This window comes from Roseateles subflavus (assembly GCF_030285365.1).
GTDB classification, from domain to species: Bacteria; Pseudomonadota; Gammaproteobacteria; order Burkholderiales; family Burkholderiaceae_C; genus Roseateles_B; species Roseateles_B subflavus.
The window spans coordinates 441,967-457,101 of the sequence record NZ_JASVDS010000004.1; the positions used below are offsets into that span (position 1 = coordinate 441,967).

Sequence of the window (15,135 nt, forward strand, 5' to 3'; positions counted from 1 at the left end):
CGGGGAGCGCACCATAGAATCCAGGGCACGCCCGGGCACTCCTGCCGGGGACTGACCCTGGATTTTTCATGGCTGGCAGCACATTCGGCGAACTCTTCCGCGTCACCAACTTCGGCGAGAGCCACGGCCCGGCCATCGGCTGCGTGATCGACGGCTGCCCGCCGGGGCTTGCGCTCAGCGAGGCCGACATCCAGCCCGAGCTGGACCGCCGTCGCCCCGGCACCTCGCGCCATGTGACCCAGCGCAATGAGCCCGATGCCGTGCAGATCCTGTCCGGCGTCTATGAAGGCCTCACCACCGGCGCCCCGATCTGCCTGCTGATCCAGAACACGGACCAGCGCAGCAAGGACTACGGCAACATCCTCGACACCTTCCGCCCCGGCCACGCGGACTACACCTACTGGCGCAAGTACGGCCTGCGCGACCCGCGCGGCGGCGGCCGTTCCTCGGCCCGCATGACGGCGCCCATGGTCGGTGCCGGGGCCGTGGCCCGCAAGTGGCTCAAGGCCCAGTACGGCACCGAATTCCGCGGCCACATGACCCAGCTCGGCGAACTGCCCATCGCCTTCGAGGGCTGGGAGCACGTGCCGGACAACCCCTTCTTCGCCGCCAACGTGAGCCAGATCGCCGCGCTGGAAGCCTATATGGACGCCCTGCGCAAGTCCGGTGACTCCGTGGGTGCGCGCATCGAGGTGCAGGCCACCGGCGTGCCCGTGGGCCTGGGCGAGCCGCTCTTCGACAAGCTCGACGCCGACATCGCCTTCGCGATGATGGGCATCAACGCGGTCAAGGGCGTGGAGATCGGCGACGGCTTCGGCGTCGTGCCCCAGCGCGGCAGCGAGCACGGTGACGAGCTCACGCCCGAGGGCTTCGCCAGCAACCATGCGGGCGGCGTGCTCGGCGGCATCTCCACCGGTCAGGACCTGCGGGTGTCCATCGCCATCAAGCCGACGAGCTCGATCCGCCTGCCCAAGGCCTCGATCGACCGCGCCGGCCAGGTCACGGAGGTCGTGACGCATGGTCGCCATGACCCGTGCGTGGGCATTCGCGCCACGCCCATCGCCGAAGCCATGCTGGCCCTGGTGCTGATGGACCATGCGCTGCGCCACCGCGCCCAGTGCGGTGACGTTCGTCATGCCCTGCCGCCCATCGGCGCGCAGCGCAGCTGAGCGGCGCCGCGCACGGATGAGTCCCGGGCCGCGCTGACGGCCCGTCTTGTCCTTCTGCAGTTCGTCCCCACCTGCTGCAGCAAATCCCGCCGGGCAACGCCCTGACCCCTCTTTTGCGCGCTTCGTCGCAGGCGCGCTGCACACCTCGTGCGCTCTTCCTAGACTGCGCCGCAGTTAGACACTCGCGGTAACCCTGCAGCAATGGAGAGACACATGGACAAGTACAAGCGCAATCGCTGGCTGATGTGGGGAGGGGCGGCCGTGGTCGTCCTGGGGGCGGGGGCGGGCGTCGCCGTCTATGCCGGCAAGGCCGACGCCAAGAGCGGTGACAGCAAGCAGGCCGCCAAGGATGGCAAGGGCGACAAGAAGAAGGAGGCCACCCTCGAGTTCGCCTCCCGCGAGGTGACGCAGCCCGCGCTGGCCCGCATGCCCGGCACCATCGAGTTCTCCGGCCCGCTCGTCGCGCCCAACACCGTCGTGGTGCGGAGCAAGGCCAGCGGTGTGCTGCTGAATCTGCACGTCGCCGAGGGCAGCCGCGTGCGCGCCGGCCAGAGTCTGGGCGAGCTCGACCTCGAGGAGCTGCGCTTCCGCGTGGCCGAGCGCCGGGCCAGCCTGGAGGCCGCGCAGGCGCAGTTCCAGCAGGCCGAGCGCAGCTACAAGGCCAACGAGGACCTGGCCGCCAAGTCCTTCATCTCCAGCACGGCGCTCGACAACTTCCGTGCCAGCATGGAATCCACCCGCGGCCAGTGGCTGGCCGCCAAGGCGCAGCTGGAGACGGCGCAGAGCAGCCTGCGCCTGGCCTCGCTCGTGGCACCCATCAGCGGTGTCGTCGCCAAGCGCCTCGCCGTGCCCGGCGAGAAGCTCAGCAGCGAACAGCAGGTGCTGAGCATCGTGGACCTCGGCAAGCTGGAGCTCGCGGGCCTCGTGGGCACGCATGAGGTGGCACGCCTGAGGCCCGGCATGACCGTGGCAGTGAAGGTGGAGGGCGATGACCAGCCCGTCGAGGCCCGCATCGCGCGGATCGCCCCGGCGGCCGAGCCCGGCACGCGCAGCATCGGCGTCACGCTGGAGATCGCCAACAGCGGCGAGCGCTTCCGTGCCGGCCAGTACGGCGTCGCCCGGGTCGAGCTGCCCGACGATGCCCAGCGCCTCACGCTGCCGGCCACCGCGGTGATCAATGCCTCCGGCCAGGACCATGTCTGGGTGCTGGAGAAGGGCGCGCTCGTGCGCCGCGTCGTCACCACCGGGCGCCGTGATGCCCGCGAAGGCCGCATCGAGATCCTGCAAGGCCTCAAGGCCGAGGACCGCGTGCTCGCCGCCCGCTTCGACAACCTGCGCGACGGCGCCGCGGCCAAGGTCGTGGACGCGCCGGCGCCGCGCGTGGCCAGCGCCGCCAGCGCTCCGGCCGTGCAATAAGGAGAGCGCTCATGTGGATGACCCGCGTCTCCATCCAGAACCCGGTCTTCGCGACCATGGTGATGGTGGCCCTCTGCGTGATGGGCCTGTTTGCCTATTCCAAGCTGGGCGTCGAGCCCATGCCTGACATCAGCTTCCCCGGGGCACAGGTCGATGTGGCCTACCCCGGCGCCTCGCCCGAGGCCATCGAGCGCGAGATCCTGCGCCCGCTGGAGGAGTCCCTGAACACCATCGCCGGCGTGGACACCATCCGCTCCCGCGCCTACGAGGGCCGCAGCCAGGTCTGGGTGATGTTCAACCTGAATGCCGACATGAACCGCGGCATGCAGGAGATCCGCGACCGCGTGGGCATGGTGCAGGCCAGCTTCCCGCGCGACGTCAAGCCGCCCACGATCACCCGCTTCCAGGGCGACAACCAGCAGCCCGTCGTCGTGATGTCGCTGCTGAGCGAGACCCGCTCGGCGCGTGAGCTCTCGATGATGGCCGAGCTGACCATCTCCAAGCGCCTGACGCGCGTGGAGGGCGTCGCGCTGGTGGACATCGGCGGCATGGTCTCCCGCGAGGTCCGCGTGGACCTGGACCCGCAGCGCCTGCGGGCCTATGGCGTCACGCCGGCCGAGGTCGCCACGGCGCTGCGCGAGGCCAATGCCGACCAGCCCGTGGGCCTGCTCTCCGACAAGCTCAGCGACGCCATCCTGCGCGTCGAGGGCCGCGTCAAGGACCCCAAGGAGTTCGCGCAGGTCGTCGTGGCCCGCCGCGGCAATCTGGTCCTGACCCTCGGGGACCTGGGCACGCTCGTCGAGCGTGAGCGGGAAGCCTCCACCATCGCCCGCATCAACGGCAAGCCCGCCGTCACCTTCAGCGTCTTCAAGCAGCAGGACGCCAATGTGGTGGCCACCGGCGAAGCCATCAAGGAGGCCATGGAGGAGCTGCGCAAAACGCTGCCCAAGGACGTGGAGCTGCGCCTCATCAACGCCAACAGCGACTGGGTCAAGGGTTCGCTCGACGGCCTGCGCCACACGCTGATCGAGGGCGCGCTGCTGACCGTGGCCATCGTCTTCCTGTTCCTGCACAGCTGGCGCTCGACCATCATCACCGGCCTGACGCTGCCCATCGCCGTCATCTCGAGCTTCCTGGCGGTGCATGCCTTCGGCTTCACGCTGAACTTCATGACGATGATGGCGCTGTCGCTGTGCATCGGCCTGCTGATCGACGATGCCATCGTGGTGCGCGAGAACATCGTCCGCCACGTGGGCATGGGCAAGGACCACCACCAGGCGGCCTTCGACGGCACCAACGAGATCGGCCTGGCCGTGATGGCCACGACCTTTGCCATCTGCGCCGTGTTCGTGCCCGTGGCCTTCATGGGCGGCATCATCGGCAAGTTCTTCCACCCCTTCGGCATCACCGTGGCCGTGGCTGTGCTGGTGTCGCTGTTCGTGAGCTTCACGCTGGATCCGATGATGTCCAGCATCTGGAAGGACCCGCCCAGCGCCTGGCTGCGCAAGGTGCCGGTGGTGCGCCACCTGATCAACGGCACGGACCGCGTCATGGACGTGCTGCACGGCGCCTACGAGCGCGTGATCCGCTGGGTCTTCAGCGGCCGCCGCTACCGCGTCTTCGTGCCGCCCGTGCCGGCCTACGGCCGCCCCTTCGACGAGGCCGGCCGCCGCGACCGCAGTCTGCCGCGACGCCTGCGCTTCGCCACGCTGACCCCGCGCGGTCTCGTGATGTGGGGCGGCTTCATGAGCTTCGTGGTGGCCCTGGTGCTGGCTGGCTTCGTGGGCAGCGAGTTCGTGCCCCAGACGGACCAGAGCTTCACACAGCTCAGCCTGCGCATGCCCGTGGCGACGAGCCTCGAGCGCGGCGATGCCAAGGTGGCGCAGGTCGAGGCCATCCTGAAGGGCTATCCCGAGATCAAGACGGTGTCCGCCGTGGTCGGGGCCGCCGGCGACGGCATGGCCACGGGCCGCAACCAGGCGGTGCTCAACATCGCCCTGACGGACCGCAAGGAGCGCAAGCGCACGCAGAAGCAGATCGAGGACGCACTGCGCGAGGACCTCTCGCGCATCCCCGGCATCGAGCTGTCCGTGGGCTTCGACCGCCCGGTGTGGATCACGCTGCTGGGCAACGATGCCGAGCAGCTGACCAAGGCCGCCAACGACCTCGCGGACCGCATCCGCAAGGTGCCCGGCGCCGTGGACGTCGACACCACCGTCAAGCCCGGCCTGCCGGCCTTCGCGGTCAAGATCAAGGACTCCGCCGTGCGCGAGCTGGGCCTGACCCCGCCGCAGCTGGCCTCGTCCCTGCGCGCCTACGTCAACGGCGAGGTCGCGACCTACTGGACCACGCCGGACGGCAACCAGGTCGAGGTGCTGCTGCGCCTGCCGCAAGGCCAGCGCGAGCGCGTGGACCAGATGCAGAAGCTGCCCGTGGCCTTTGCCAAGGACGGCAGCCCGATCAGCCTGGACCAGGTCGCGACCATCGAGCCGGTGTTCAACCCCGAGGTGATCCGCCGTGAGTCCCTGCAGCGCCGCGAGGCCGTGTACGCCTCGGTGAAGGACCGCAGCGTGGGCGAGGTGAATGCCGACGTGCAGAAGATCATCAAGACGATGCAGCTGCCGCCCGGCGTGAGCTTCAAGGTCGACGGCGCCGGCAAGCAGCAGGCCGAGGCCTTCAGCGGGCTGCTCTCGGCCATGGGCCTCGCCGTGATCTTCATCTACATCGTGCTGGCCAGCCAGTTCGGCAGCTTCATCCAGCCCATCGCCATCATGGCCTCGCTGCCCCTGGCGCTGATCGGCGTGATGCTGGCCCTGCTGCTGTGGGGGTCCACGCTGAACATCTTCTCGATGATCGGCCTGGTCATGCTCATGGGCCTGGTCACCAAGAACGCCATCCTGCTGGTGGACTTCGCCAACCATGCCCGCAAGGCCGGCGCGACGGTCAGCGAGGCGCTGCTGCAGGCTGGCCTGATCCGCATGCGTCCGATCATCATGACGACGGCCGCGATGATCTTCGGCATGCTGCCGATGGCCCTGGCGCTGAACGAGGGCAGTGAGCTGCAGGCGCCCATGGGCCGCGCGATCATCGGCGGGGTGCTGACCTCCACGCTGCTGACGCTTGTCGTGGTGCCCGTGCTGTACTCCTACCTCGTGCGGGACCGCAAGCGCGAGGCCCGGGTCAGTACGCCGGCCACGCCTCACGAGGCCCCCGCGCCGACGATCCTCACGGGCAACGCCGGCGTGGTGCCGGCCAAGTGAGTCGCCACCGGGTGAACCGGCCTGCGTGATCCGCGGGCCCTCCTGACGAAGCCGCGGGCCCAGCTCGCGGCTTCTTTCCTTCCAGGGCCCAACCGTGCAGTGTTGCCGGCCGTGGCGGATATTTGCCGGCCCGTCTGCGTAAGTTTCACGCAAGCCAGGGCAGACTGCCTATGATGCCGCGCGCCTGCCTGAAGTTTGCAGGCGTCATTCATCGCCGAGCTCTCACAGGCTCCTGCACGCTTTCTCACGCTGCCCCATGCTCGCCCGCCTCTTCGCCGTCCTCCTGTGCTGCCTCGGTGCCGCGCATGGCGTGAGGGCGGATGCGCCGCCCGGCGCACTGCCGTCCGGCGGCCTGAGGCTGCTGACGGAAGACTTCCCGCCGGTCAATTTCCAGCAGGACGGGGTGGTGAAGGGCTTGTCCGTCGAGGTCGTGCAGGAGATCCAGCGCCGCCTGGGGCAGCAGGACGAGATCATCCTCATGCCCTGGTCCCGCGCCTTCCGCGAAGTGCAGGGCCCCGGCCAGACCGCGCTGTTCGCGATGGCTCGCACGCCGGCCCGCGAGAAGCAGTTCAAGTGGGTGGGCCCCATCGTCACCTTCTACAGCTCGATCTACGCGCCCGCGCGGGGCGGCCTGCGGCTGCATTCCATGGAGGATGCAAAACGGGCGGAATCGGTGCTCGTGGTGCGGGACTGGTACACGGCCGAGCAGCTCGCCACGCTCGGCTTCAAGAACCTGGTGCCGGTGGCGGACCCGGTCACGGCGATCCGCATGACGCTGGCCGGGCGTGCAACGCTCTTCGCCACCGAGCGGCTCTCCATGCCGCAGACGATGGCGCAGGCCGGCATCCCCGAGGCGAGCCTGGAGATCGTCTACAGCTACGCCAGCTCCGAAGGCTACATCGCCTTCTCGCGCGACACGCCCGACAGCGTCATACGCGCCTGGAACGCCCGGCTGCGCGAGATGAAGCGCGATGGCAGCTTCCGCGCCATCTACAAGCGCTGGCTGCCCAACGACGCCCCGCCGCCCTGAGCGGGGGCCGCGACGGCCGTCTCAGGCCAGCGCCTGCGCCATGCCCCGCAGCGCCGGGGACTCCTCGGCCGTGATCAGGTAGACCGGCATCGTCTCCAGCAGAGGCCTCATGCGGCCCTTGGCCAGGAAGCGTTCCATGAAGGTGGATTGCTGCAGTGCCTGCGACAGGCGTGGCAGCACGCCGCCGCCCAGATAGACGCCGCCGCGCGCGCCGAGCGTCAGGGCCAGATTGCCCGCCATCGCGCCCAGGAAGCCGAAGAACAGCGCCAGCGCCTCCTTGGCATGGGCATCGTGCCCGAGCAGCGCGGCGTCGGTCAGGGCCGGCGGCTCGGTGAAGCGCACCGGGGCATCGTCCAGGGCACAGAGGGCCTCGTAGGTCCACACCAGCCCGGGGCCGGACACGACCCGCTCGGCCGAGGCATGCCCGAAGCGGTGCTGCAGCTGCGCCAGCACCCGCCATTCGCGCTCCGTGCTGGCGCACAGCGTGGCATGGCCGCCTTCGCTCGCCAGCGCCTGCCAGCCGCCGCCCGCCTGCGGCAGCAGGCCCGACACCCCCAGGCCGGTGCCCGGGCCGATGAGCGCGCGCGCCGCCTCCGGCAGGGCCGGGCCGCCGCCCAGGTGCAGCAGCTCGTCCGCGCGCAGGCTGGGCAGGGCCAGGGCCAGGGCGGAGAAGTCGTTGTAGATGGCCAGCGTGCGCAGGTGCAGCGCCTGCCGCAGTTGCTCCGTGGAGAAGGACCAGTGGTTGTTCGTCATCTGGATCCAGTCCCCCGTGACCGGATTGGCCAGCCCCAGCGCCGCCTGCTCGGGATGCGGGCGGGCGATGCGCGCCAGGTAAGCCTCCACGGCCTGCTGGAGCTGCGGGTAGTCCTGGCAGGGCAGCGTCTCCACACACTCCAGCGGCGCCCGCGCATGGGCCTGCCACGCGAAGCGCGCGTTGGTGCCCCCGATGTCGCCCACGAGCCGGGGCCGGTCCTGCAGTGACTGCTGCGTCATGCGATGCGCCTTTCGTCCTGGCCCTGGAACAGGTGCACCGCCTGCGGCGCCCATTGCAGATGGACCGTGTCCCCCACCTGGGCATGCAGCGCGCCCGGCACGCGGCTGGTCAGCCGGCCGGCGGGCGTCTCGACGGTCGCGTAGGTGTCCGGACCGGTCGGCTCGATCATGTGCAGGCGGCCCGGCAGGCCGTCGCCCGCCAGGCGGACGTCCTCCGGCCTCAGGCCGTAGAGCAGCGCCGGGCTGCCCAGCGGCTGCAGCACGAGGCGCTGCGCCTCGGACAGCGGCAGGGCCTGACCGGCCGCCTGCGCCTGCAGGCCGTCGAAACGGGCGCTGACGAAGTTCATCGTGGGCGAGCCGATGAACTCGGCCACGAAACGGTTCGCGGGGCGGCTGTAGATGTCCTCCGGCGTGCCGAACTGCTGGACCTGCCCGTCCTTCATCACGGCGATGCGGTCGCCCAGCGTCATGGCCTCGACCTGGTCATGGGTGACGTAGACCGTGGTGGTGCGGGTGCGCTGGTGCAGCAGCTTGATCTCGGCGCGCATCTCCACGCGCAGCTTGGCGTCGAGGTTGGAGAGCGGTTCGTCGAAGAGGAAGAGCTTGGGGTCGCGCGCCAGCGCCCGCCCCATGGCCACGCGCTGGCGCTGACCGCCGGAGAGCTGCCCGGGCTTGCGCTGCAGCAGGTGCTCGATCTGCAGCATCTTCGCGACGCGCGCCACGGCGGCCTCGCGGTCGCTGCGCTTCATGCCCCGCATCTCGAGCGCGAAGGCAATGTTCTGGGCCACGTTCATGTTCGGGTAGAGCGCATAGCTCTGGAACACCATCGCGATGTCGCGGTCCTTGGAGGGCAGGTCGGTGACGTCCCGCTCGCCGATGTGGATGCGGCCGCTGCTGGGCTGTTCCAGGCCGGCGATCATGGCCAGCAGCGTGGACTTGCCGCAGCCCGACGGGCCCACGAGGATCAGGAACTCGCCGGCCTCGATCTCCAGGTCGATGCCCTTGAGGATCTCGACGCTGCCGTAGCCCTTGCGGATCTGCTTGAGGTTCAGTGCACCCATGGTGTCATCCTTTCACGGCGCCGGCGGTGAGGCCGCGCACGAAGTACTTGCCCGCCAGCACATAGACCAGCAGGGTGGGCGCGGCGGCAATGAGCGCCGCGGCCATGTCCACGTTGTATTCCTTGACCGAACTCGAGGTGTTGGCCAGGTTGTTCAGCCCCACGGTGATGGGCTTGGCGTCGGCACCCGAGAACACCACGCCGTAGAGGAAGTCGTTCCAGATGGCGGTGAACTGCCAGATCAGCGTCACCACGAGGATCGGGCCCGACAGCGGCAGCACGATGCGCCGGAAGATCTGCCAGAAGCCGGCGCCATCGAGCATCGCGGCCTTCACCAGCTCGTCCGGCAGGCCGGCGTAGTAGTTGCGGAAGAACAGCGTCGTCGAGGGCAGGCCCGCCAGCACATGCACCAGCACCAGGCCGGCCAGCGAGTTCGCCAGGCCGAGCTGCCCCAGCACCTGGCTCATCGGCAGCAGCACCACCTGCATGGGCATGAAGACGCCGAAGAGCATCAGCGCGAACACCAGCTCGCTGCCGCGGAAGCGCCACTTCGTCAGCACGTAGCCGTTGATGGCGCCCAGGGCCGTCGAGATGAGCACCGCCGGCACCACCATGGCGACCGAGTTCAGGAAGAAGGGCTTGAGCCCGTTGCAGTCCGTGCCGGTGCAGGCGCTGGACCAGGCCTTGGCCCAGGCGTTCAGCTCGGGCGCCGAAGGGATCGAGAGCAGGCTGCCCTGGCGCAGCTCGTCCATGCTCTTGAGCGAGGTGCTGACCATCACGTACAACGGCGTGAGATAGAACAGCGCGAGCAAGCCGAGCGCCGCGAAGAGGGCCAGGCGGCCGAGGCTCAGGGCGGGACGGGACGTCGTGGCGTGGGTCATGCGTGCCTCCCGCGTTGACGCAGTTCGGAGTAGAGATAGGGCACGACGATGGCCGCGATGGTGGCCAGCATCACGGTGGCGCTGGCGGCGCCGAGGCCGATCTGGCCGCGGCTGAAGGCCATCGTGTACATGAACGTCGCGGGCAGGTCGGTCGCGTAGCCGGGGCCGCCGGCCGTCAGCGCCATGACCAGGTCGAAGCTCTTGATCGCGAGGTGGCTCACCACCATCAGCGTCGAGAAGAAGACCGGGCGCAGGCTCGGAATGAGGATGCGCCAGTAGATGCGCGGCAGGCTGGCGCCGTCCACCTGGGCGGCCTTGATGATGCTGTCGTCGATGCCGCGCAGGCCCGCTAGGAACAGCGCCATCACGAAGCCCGAACTCTGCCAGATGGCGGCGATGACGACGCAGTAGAGCGCCATGTCGGCGTCCACGAGCCAGTCGAAGCGGGCGTTCTCGAAACCCCATTGCCGCAGCAGGTGTTCGAGGCCGAGGCCGGGGTTCAGGATCCACTTCCACGCCGTGCCCGTCACGATGAAGGACAGGGCCATGGGATAGAGGTAGATCGTGCGCAGCACGCCTTCGGCACGGATGCGCTGGTCCAGCAGAATGGCCAGCAGGAGGCCCATGACGGTGGCGCCGCCCACGAAGAGCGTGCCGAAGACTGCGAGGTTGCGCAGGGCCAGCGTCCAGCGCTCGGACTCGAAGAGCTGTGTGTACTGGGCGAGGCCCACGAACTCGTAGTTGGGCAGCAGCCGGGAGGCGGTGAGCGAGAGCACTCCGTTCCAGGCCATCAGGCCGTAGATGAAGAACAGCGCCAGCAGGAAGGAGGGCGCCAGGACCAGCTTGGGCAGCCAGGGGCTGCGGGGAGGGGCATTCATGGCAGGCCTTTGGAAGGCGTCGGGACAGAGCTCAAAAAGACCTGCACGCCCCGTCCGCCTCGTGGCGTTGGAGGGTGCCCGCCGGCGGGCGCAGGCGTGCAGGCAAGGGTCCGCGTGGGTACCCGAGCTACAAGAGATCCTTGAGGAAGAGGCCGGGCAGGGCGCTCCGGCGGAGCGCGCCTGCCCGCGGGCTCAGCGCTGCTTGGCGGCGGCGACGAGGCGGTCCATGGCCTGGGCCGTGCTCATCTTGTCGCTGTTCCAGAACTGGCTGACCACGTCCTTGATCGCGCCCTCGGCGGCCGAGGGCACGGCCATGCCGTGCGCGATGGACGGCACCAGGGTCGCGCTCTTGGCGCTGTCGGCGAAGTCCTTGGCCGAGGCGCGCGCGCAGTCGTCGAACTTGTCCATCTTCATGCCCATGCGGACGGGAATGGAGCCCTTGTTCAGATTGAACAGCTCCTGGAAGTCCGGCGACATGATGGCCGAGGCCAGGTCGCGCTGGGCCTTCTGGTTGGGTTCGCTCTTGAGCTTGAAGAAGGCGAAGGAATCGATGTTGAAGGTGAAGCTCTTCGCGGTGCCGGGCGCGGGCAGGCACAGGAAGTCCTTGCCCGCGGTCTTGCCGGCGGCCACGAACTCGCCCTTGGCCCAGTCGCCCATGATCTGCATGCCGGCCTCGCCCTTGATGACCATGGCCGTGGCCAGGTTCCAGTCGCGGCCCGGGGCGTTGCGGTCGGTGTAGTCCTTCAGACGGCGGAACGTGCTCAGCACCTTCTCCATCGTCGGGCTCTTGAGCGTGGCCGGGTCCAGCTGGACCAGGGCCTTGCGGTAGAAGTCCACGCCGCCCAGACCCAGGGCCACGGCCTCGAAGCTGGTGAAGTCCTGCCAGTTCTGGCCGCCGTGGGCCAGGGGCACGATGCCGGCCTTCTTGAGCGCATCAGCCGCCACGAAGAACTCGTCCCAGGTGGTCGGGGCCTTGGCGCCGGCCTTCTTGAGGGCCTCGGGGTTCACCCACAGCCAGTTCACGCGGTGCACATTGACCGGCGCGGCGATGTAGTGGCCCTGGTACTTCATGATGTCGCTGACGACCTTGGGCAGGCTCTCGTCCCACTTCTCGGCCTTGGCGAGCTCGTCCATATTGGCCAGCACGCCCTCCTGCGCCCATTCCTGCAGGGACGGGCCCTTGATCTGCGCGGCGGCCGGGGCATTGCCCGACACCACGCGGGACTTCAGCACCGTCATGGCGGAGTCGCCGCCACCGCCGGCAACCGCGAAGTCCTTCCAGCTGTGGCCCTTGGCCTGCAGCGTCCCCTTCAGCGCGACCGCGGCCTTGGCTTCGCCGCCGCTGGTCCACCAGTGCAGGACCTCGACCTCGCCGGCCTGCGCCGCGAAGGCGAGGGCAGCGGCGGCCACCGCGACCGCCAGGGGGCGCAGGGCCTTGATGCTTGCGTTGTTCATGTGTGTCTCCAGATTCTTGTGTTCGACGGACGCCAGCGGGGCTGGCGCCATTGTGCGTTCATCAGACGTTCATCGGGGATTCATCGGCCTTCAGAACCACCACTCGACCTGCGCGCCGGCGCTCGTGCCCGAGGTCTTGTCCGCGAAGGCGGCCTGGCCCGTGACGTTGCCGGCCGCGCTGTTCCAGCGGGCGTGCGTCAGATACAGGCGGAACTCGGGGCGGCTCCAGAAGTCATTGGCGATCGACAGCGTCGGGGCGATCGTGAACTTGGTCAGGCGGGCCGTGGCGCCACCGTCAGGCTTGTACTGCGAGACGCCCAGTTCGCTGACCCACTTGAAGTTGCGGCTCACGCCGTAGGACGCCCGGCCGCCGATGGACATCGACCGGGTGCTCTTGCCGGCGGCATCGGTCTCCTTGGCCAGCAGGAACATGGCCTGCCCGCCGAAGACGCCGTCCTGCCAGCCGATGGACTCGACGAGGCGGTAGCTCTTGGCGCCGGATCCGGCGCTCAGGTCGCCGAAGTTGGAATTGAGGCCGGCCGAACCCTGCGCATACTGCAGCCACAGGGTGTTGGACAGGCCGGTCCCGAACAGCTTGGCCTGGTCATGACGCAGGGCCACGCCTGCGCCGGTGGTGCCGCCGTCAAAGCTGCCCTTGGTGGCGGTCAGGAAGACATTGAGCTTGCCGTCGTCGTTGGTGGCGATGTCCAGCCACTCGACATTGGCCCGGTGGCCCGGCTTCGCGGCACTGGCCTCGGTCTTGTAGAAGGCCACGCCCAGCTTGCCGGCACCGCCGTCCAGCCCCTTGACGCCGGCGCCCACGCCGGCCATCTCGGTGAAGAAGGTGTCGACGATGTGCACGTCACCCCGGCGGCCGCGTTCCTTGCCGATCCAGAAGGTGGCGTTGGGTGCGATGTCGAAGCCCTTGGCCTCGGCGAACATCTGCTCGATGGCCAGGCCCTTGCCGTCGGTGTCGGTGGCGCCGGTCCAGTGGTTGGTCATGAGGGTGACGCGGTAGTCCACGCCGTCCTTCTGGAAGCCCTGGGCGAGCTGGAACTCGCCGTAGAAGTCGCACTCGTTGCCCAGGCGGTACTTCATGCCCTTGGAGCCGCCATTGAGGCTGTAGCAGGCGCGGGAGGCGTTGTTGGAGGTGAGGCCGGGGCCGGCGCGGAAGTAGCCGGTCCAGTCGAGCGCCTGGGCGCTGGCGGCGCCGAGGCCGAGCGTGAGCACGAGGGTCAGGCGCGTGAGCGCTTGCGGGGGGAACTTCATCTGCATTGTCTCCGTCGTGGGGCTTCATCGCGCCAGCGTCCGGCCGCCAGCGTTCATGAAGCATTTATGTTTTGTGCATGCGGCATTAATGTTAATGTTTCGTTCATGTACGTTTATCGGTGATTACCACTAGCGGCATCCCACCGGCCCACGCGGTGCGTGCTGGCGCGGGTGGGAGGCCCGCGAGGGCGGGTGGCGGGGTGAGGGGCCGCTGGATCTGTGCACGATGACCGCCCCCCTAGCGGGCGGGCGGGTCGCGGCTCAGGCCGTGAGGGGCAGGTGCAGCGTGAGCTGCAAGCCGTGCGGCTGCACGGGAGCGGCGCTGACGCGGCCGCCATGGCGTTCGACGATTTCCTTGACGATGGCCAGGCCCAGGCCGCAGCCATTGCCGCTCAGGGTGGCGCGGTAGAAGCGCTCGAAGAGTCGGCCTTCCGTACCGGCTGCCACGCCAGGACCGTTGTCGCGGATGCTCAGCACGGCCTGGGCGCCGTCCGTGCCCACCTGCACCGTCACCGTGGCGCCCCGCCCGGCATAGCGCAGGGCGTTGTCGATCACGTTGACCAGCGCTTCCCTGAGGAGCAGGGGCACGCCCTGGACCCACAGCGGGGTGGCGTCGTCCGCGCCCTCGAACCCGAGGTCCACGCCTGCCTGCAGCGCCCGCGGCACGAGCTCGGCCGTGACCTCGCGGGCCAGGCGCGCCAGATCGAGCTTCACGCGCGACTGCGCGCCCTGGGACTCCGGCTCCGTGCGTGCGAGTGTGAGCAGCTGGTTGACGAGGTGGGCGCTGCGGCTGGCGCTTTCGTGCACTCGCTGCAGGCGCTCTTGCAGCGCCGGCTCGCCCGGCAGTTCGGCGGCCTCCTTCAGCGCCAGCTCCGTCTGGCTCTTGAGCCCGGCCAGCGGCGTGCGCAGCTGGTGCGCGGCATCGCTGATGAAGCGGCGCTGGGCCTGCACATTGCTCTGCACGGCCTCCAGCAGCTCGTTGATGGCGCCCGCCAGGGTGCGCAGCTCCTGTGGCGCCACGTGCAGCTCGATGGGGCGCAGGTCGTTCGGCTTGCGGCCTTCCACCAGGCTTCGCAGGCGGGCGATGGGCGCGAGGCCCGCGCGGATGCCGGCCCCCACGATCATCGTCATCAGCACCATGAGGAGGGACAGCGGCAGCACCATGTCCGTCAGCAGGCGGCGTGCGAGCTCCTCGCGGTTCGCGCTGGAGCGGGCCACCTGCACGAGCATGGTGCGGCCCACGTCGTCACCGTCGGCCTCGCCGTAGCGGAGGTACAGCGCGGCCACCCGCAGGCGGTCCGTGCCGCCGGACTGCGGGTTGGCGACCTGGCTGTCGTAGTAGTAGGGCTCGCCCAGGCGCGGGCGCTCCGGCACGGCGCCGGGCAGGGGCAGCTGGCGGTTGCCGAGGATGAACTCGCCGGGCGGCGAGCTGACGGTGTAGAGCAGCTTGTCGGCGGGATCGGCCTCCAGCACGTCCTGCGCGGCGCGCGGGAAGTCGATCAGCAGGCCGGTGCCCATGGGCTTGACCTGGCGGGCGAGGGCGCGGCTGGCCTGCGAGAGGCTGGCGTCCACCGCCTGGTTGGCATAGCGCTCGGCGAGCTTGAAGGTGAAGAGCGCGCCACCGAGCCACAGCACGAGCTGGGGCAGCAGCAGCCACAGCAGCAGCTGGCGCCGCAGCGAGGTGCCAGCGCCGAACCAGCGCAGGAGACGGGCGACCATGCCGT

General features: G+C 69.3%; 11 protein-coding genes. 4 read left to right on the forward strand and 7 right to left on the reverse strand.

What is annotated here, in order from left to right; all coding sequences use genetic code 11:
* Positions 1 to 68: 68 nt before the first annotated feature.
* The 4 genes from aroC to QRD43_RS16390 all read left to right on the forward strand — a co-directional run bounded on the left by aroC (position 69) and on the right by QRD43_RS16390 (position 6,875).
* Positions 69 to 1,169: a chorismate synthase gene (gene aroC / locus QRD43_RS16375; RefSeq protein WP_285983563.1), complete on the forward strand. Its 1,101-nt coding sequence runs from the start codon at positions 69 to 71 to the stop codon at positions 1,167 to 1,169.
* A gap of 213 nt (positions 1,170 to 1,382) precedes the next feature.
* On the forward strand, positions 1,383 to 2,585 hold the full coding sequence (locus tag QRD43_RS16380) for an efflux RND transporter periplasmic adaptor subunit (RefSeq protein WP_285983564.1): 1,203 nt from the start codon (positions 1,383 to 1,385) through the stop codon (positions 2,583 to 2,585).
* 11 nt (positions 2,586 to 2,596) lie between these two features.
* Positions 2,597 to 5,845, forward strand: a complete 3,249-nt coding sequence (locus QRD43_RS16385; RefSeq protein ID WP_285983565.1) for an efflux RND transporter permease subunit — start codon at positions 2,597 to 2,599, stop codon at positions 5,843 to 5,845.
* Between the two features lie 256 nt (positions 5,846 to 6,101).
* A complete protein-coding gene (locus QRD43_RS16390; protein WP_285983566.1) occupies positions 6,102 to 6,875 on the forward strand; it encodes a substrate-binding periplasmic protein in 774 nt (257 codons plus the stop codon).
* Positions 6,876 to 6,896: 21 nt separating this feature from the next.
* Here the strand turns inward: QRD43_RS16390 and glk are convergent, their stop codons facing one another.
* From glk to QRD43_RS16425, 7 genes are all read right to left on the reverse strand, one after another.
* Entirely contained in the window at positions 6,897 to 7,868 is a 972-nt protein-coding gene (glk, locus tag QRD43_RS16395; protein ID WP_285983567.1) for a glucokinase, read from the reverse strand.
* Entirely contained in the window at positions 7,865 to 8,929 is a 1,065-nt protein-coding gene (locus QRD43_RS16400; protein ID WP_285983568.1) for an ABC transporter ATP-binding protein, read from the reverse strand. Before QRD43_RS16400 ends, glk begins: the two co-directional genes overlap by 4 nt.
* Before the next feature lie 4 nt (positions 8,930 to 8,933).
* The gene (locus QRD43_RS16405) at positions 8,934 to 9,809 is read right to left on the reverse strand and encodes a carbohydrate ABC transporter permease (RefSeq protein ID WP_285983569.1); all 876 of its coding nucleotides are present in this window, start codon (positions 9,807 to 9,809) and stop codon (positions 8,934 to 8,936) included.
* Positions 9,806 to 10,687, reverse strand: coding sequence for a carbohydrate ABC transporter permease (locus QRD43_RS16410; RefSeq protein ID WP_285983570.1), 882 nt, complete (start codon positions 10,685 to 10,687; stop codon positions 9,806 to 9,808). The genes QRD43_RS16405 and QRD43_RS16410 overlap by 4 nt, the downstream gene beginning before the upstream one ends.
* Before the next feature lie 192 nt (positions 10,688 to 10,879).
* A complete protein-coding gene (locus tag QRD43_RS16415) occupies positions 10,880 to 12,142 on the reverse strand; it encodes an ABC transporter substrate-binding protein (protein ID WP_285983571.1) in 1,263 nt (420 codons plus the stop codon).
* A gap of 90 nt (positions 12,143 to 12,232) precedes the next feature.
* Complete coding sequence (locus QRD43_RS16420; RefSeq protein ID WP_285983572.1) at positions 12,233 to 13,411, reverse strand: maltoporin; 1,179 nt, start codon at positions 13,409 to 13,411, stop codon at positions 12,233 to 12,235.
* A 261-nt stretch (positions 13,412 to 13,672) separates the two neighbouring features.
* Positions 13,673 to 15,130: a sensor histidine kinase gene (locus QRD43_RS16425; RefSeq protein WP_285983573.1), complete on the reverse strand. Its 1,458-nt coding sequence runs from the start codon at positions 15,128 to 15,130 to the stop codon at positions 13,673 to 13,675.
* Positions 15,131 to 15,135 lie beyond the last annotated feature (5 nt).

Excerpts from the sequence above, each read along its gene's own strand:
- aroC (WP_285983563.1), top strand. The coding sequence starts at position 69 with ATGGCTGGCAGCACATTCGGCGAACTCTTCCGCGTCACCAACTTCGGC.
- QRD43_RS16380 (WP_285983564.1), top strand. The coding sequence starts at position 1,383 with ATGGACAAGTACAAGCGCAATCGCTGGCTGATGTGGGGAGGGGCGGCC.
- QRD43_RS16385 (WP_285983565.1), top strand. The coding sequence starts at position 2,597 with ATGTGGATGACCCGCGTCTCCATCCAGAACCCGGTCTTCGCGACCATG.
- QRD43_RS16390 (WP_285983566.1), top strand. The coding sequence starts at position 6,102 with ATGCTCGCCCGCCTCTTCGCCGTCCTCCTGTGCTGCCTCGGTGCCGCG.
- glk (WP_285983567.1), bottom strand. The coding sequence starts at position 7,868 with ATGACGCAGCAGTCACTGCAGGACCGGCCCCGGCTCGTGGGCGACATC.
- QRD43_RS16400 (WP_285983568.1), bottom strand. The coding sequence starts at position 8,929 with ATGGGTGCACTGAACCTCAAGCAGATCCGCAAGGGCTACGGCAGCGTC.
- QRD43_RS16405 (WP_285983569.1), bottom strand. The coding sequence starts at position 9,809 with ATGACCCACGCCACGACGTCCCGTCCCGCCCTGAGCCTCGGCCGCCTG.
- QRD43_RS16410 (WP_285983570.1), bottom strand. The coding sequence starts at position 10,687 with ATGAATGCCCCTCCCCGCAGCCCCTGGCTGCCCAAGCTGGTCCTGGCG.
- QRD43_RS16415 (WP_285983571.1), bottom strand. The coding sequence starts at position 12,142 with ATGAACAACGCAAGCATCAAGGCCCTGCGCCCCCTGGCGGTCGCGGTG.
- QRD43_RS16420 (WP_285983572.1), bottom strand. The coding sequence starts at position 13,411 with ATGAAGTTCCCCCCGCAAGCGCTCACGCGCCTGACCCTCGTGCTCACG.
- QRD43_RS16425 (WP_285983573.1), bottom strand. The coding sequence starts at position 15,130 with ATGGTCGCCCGTCTCCTGCGCTGGTTCGGCGCTGGCACCTCGCTGCGG.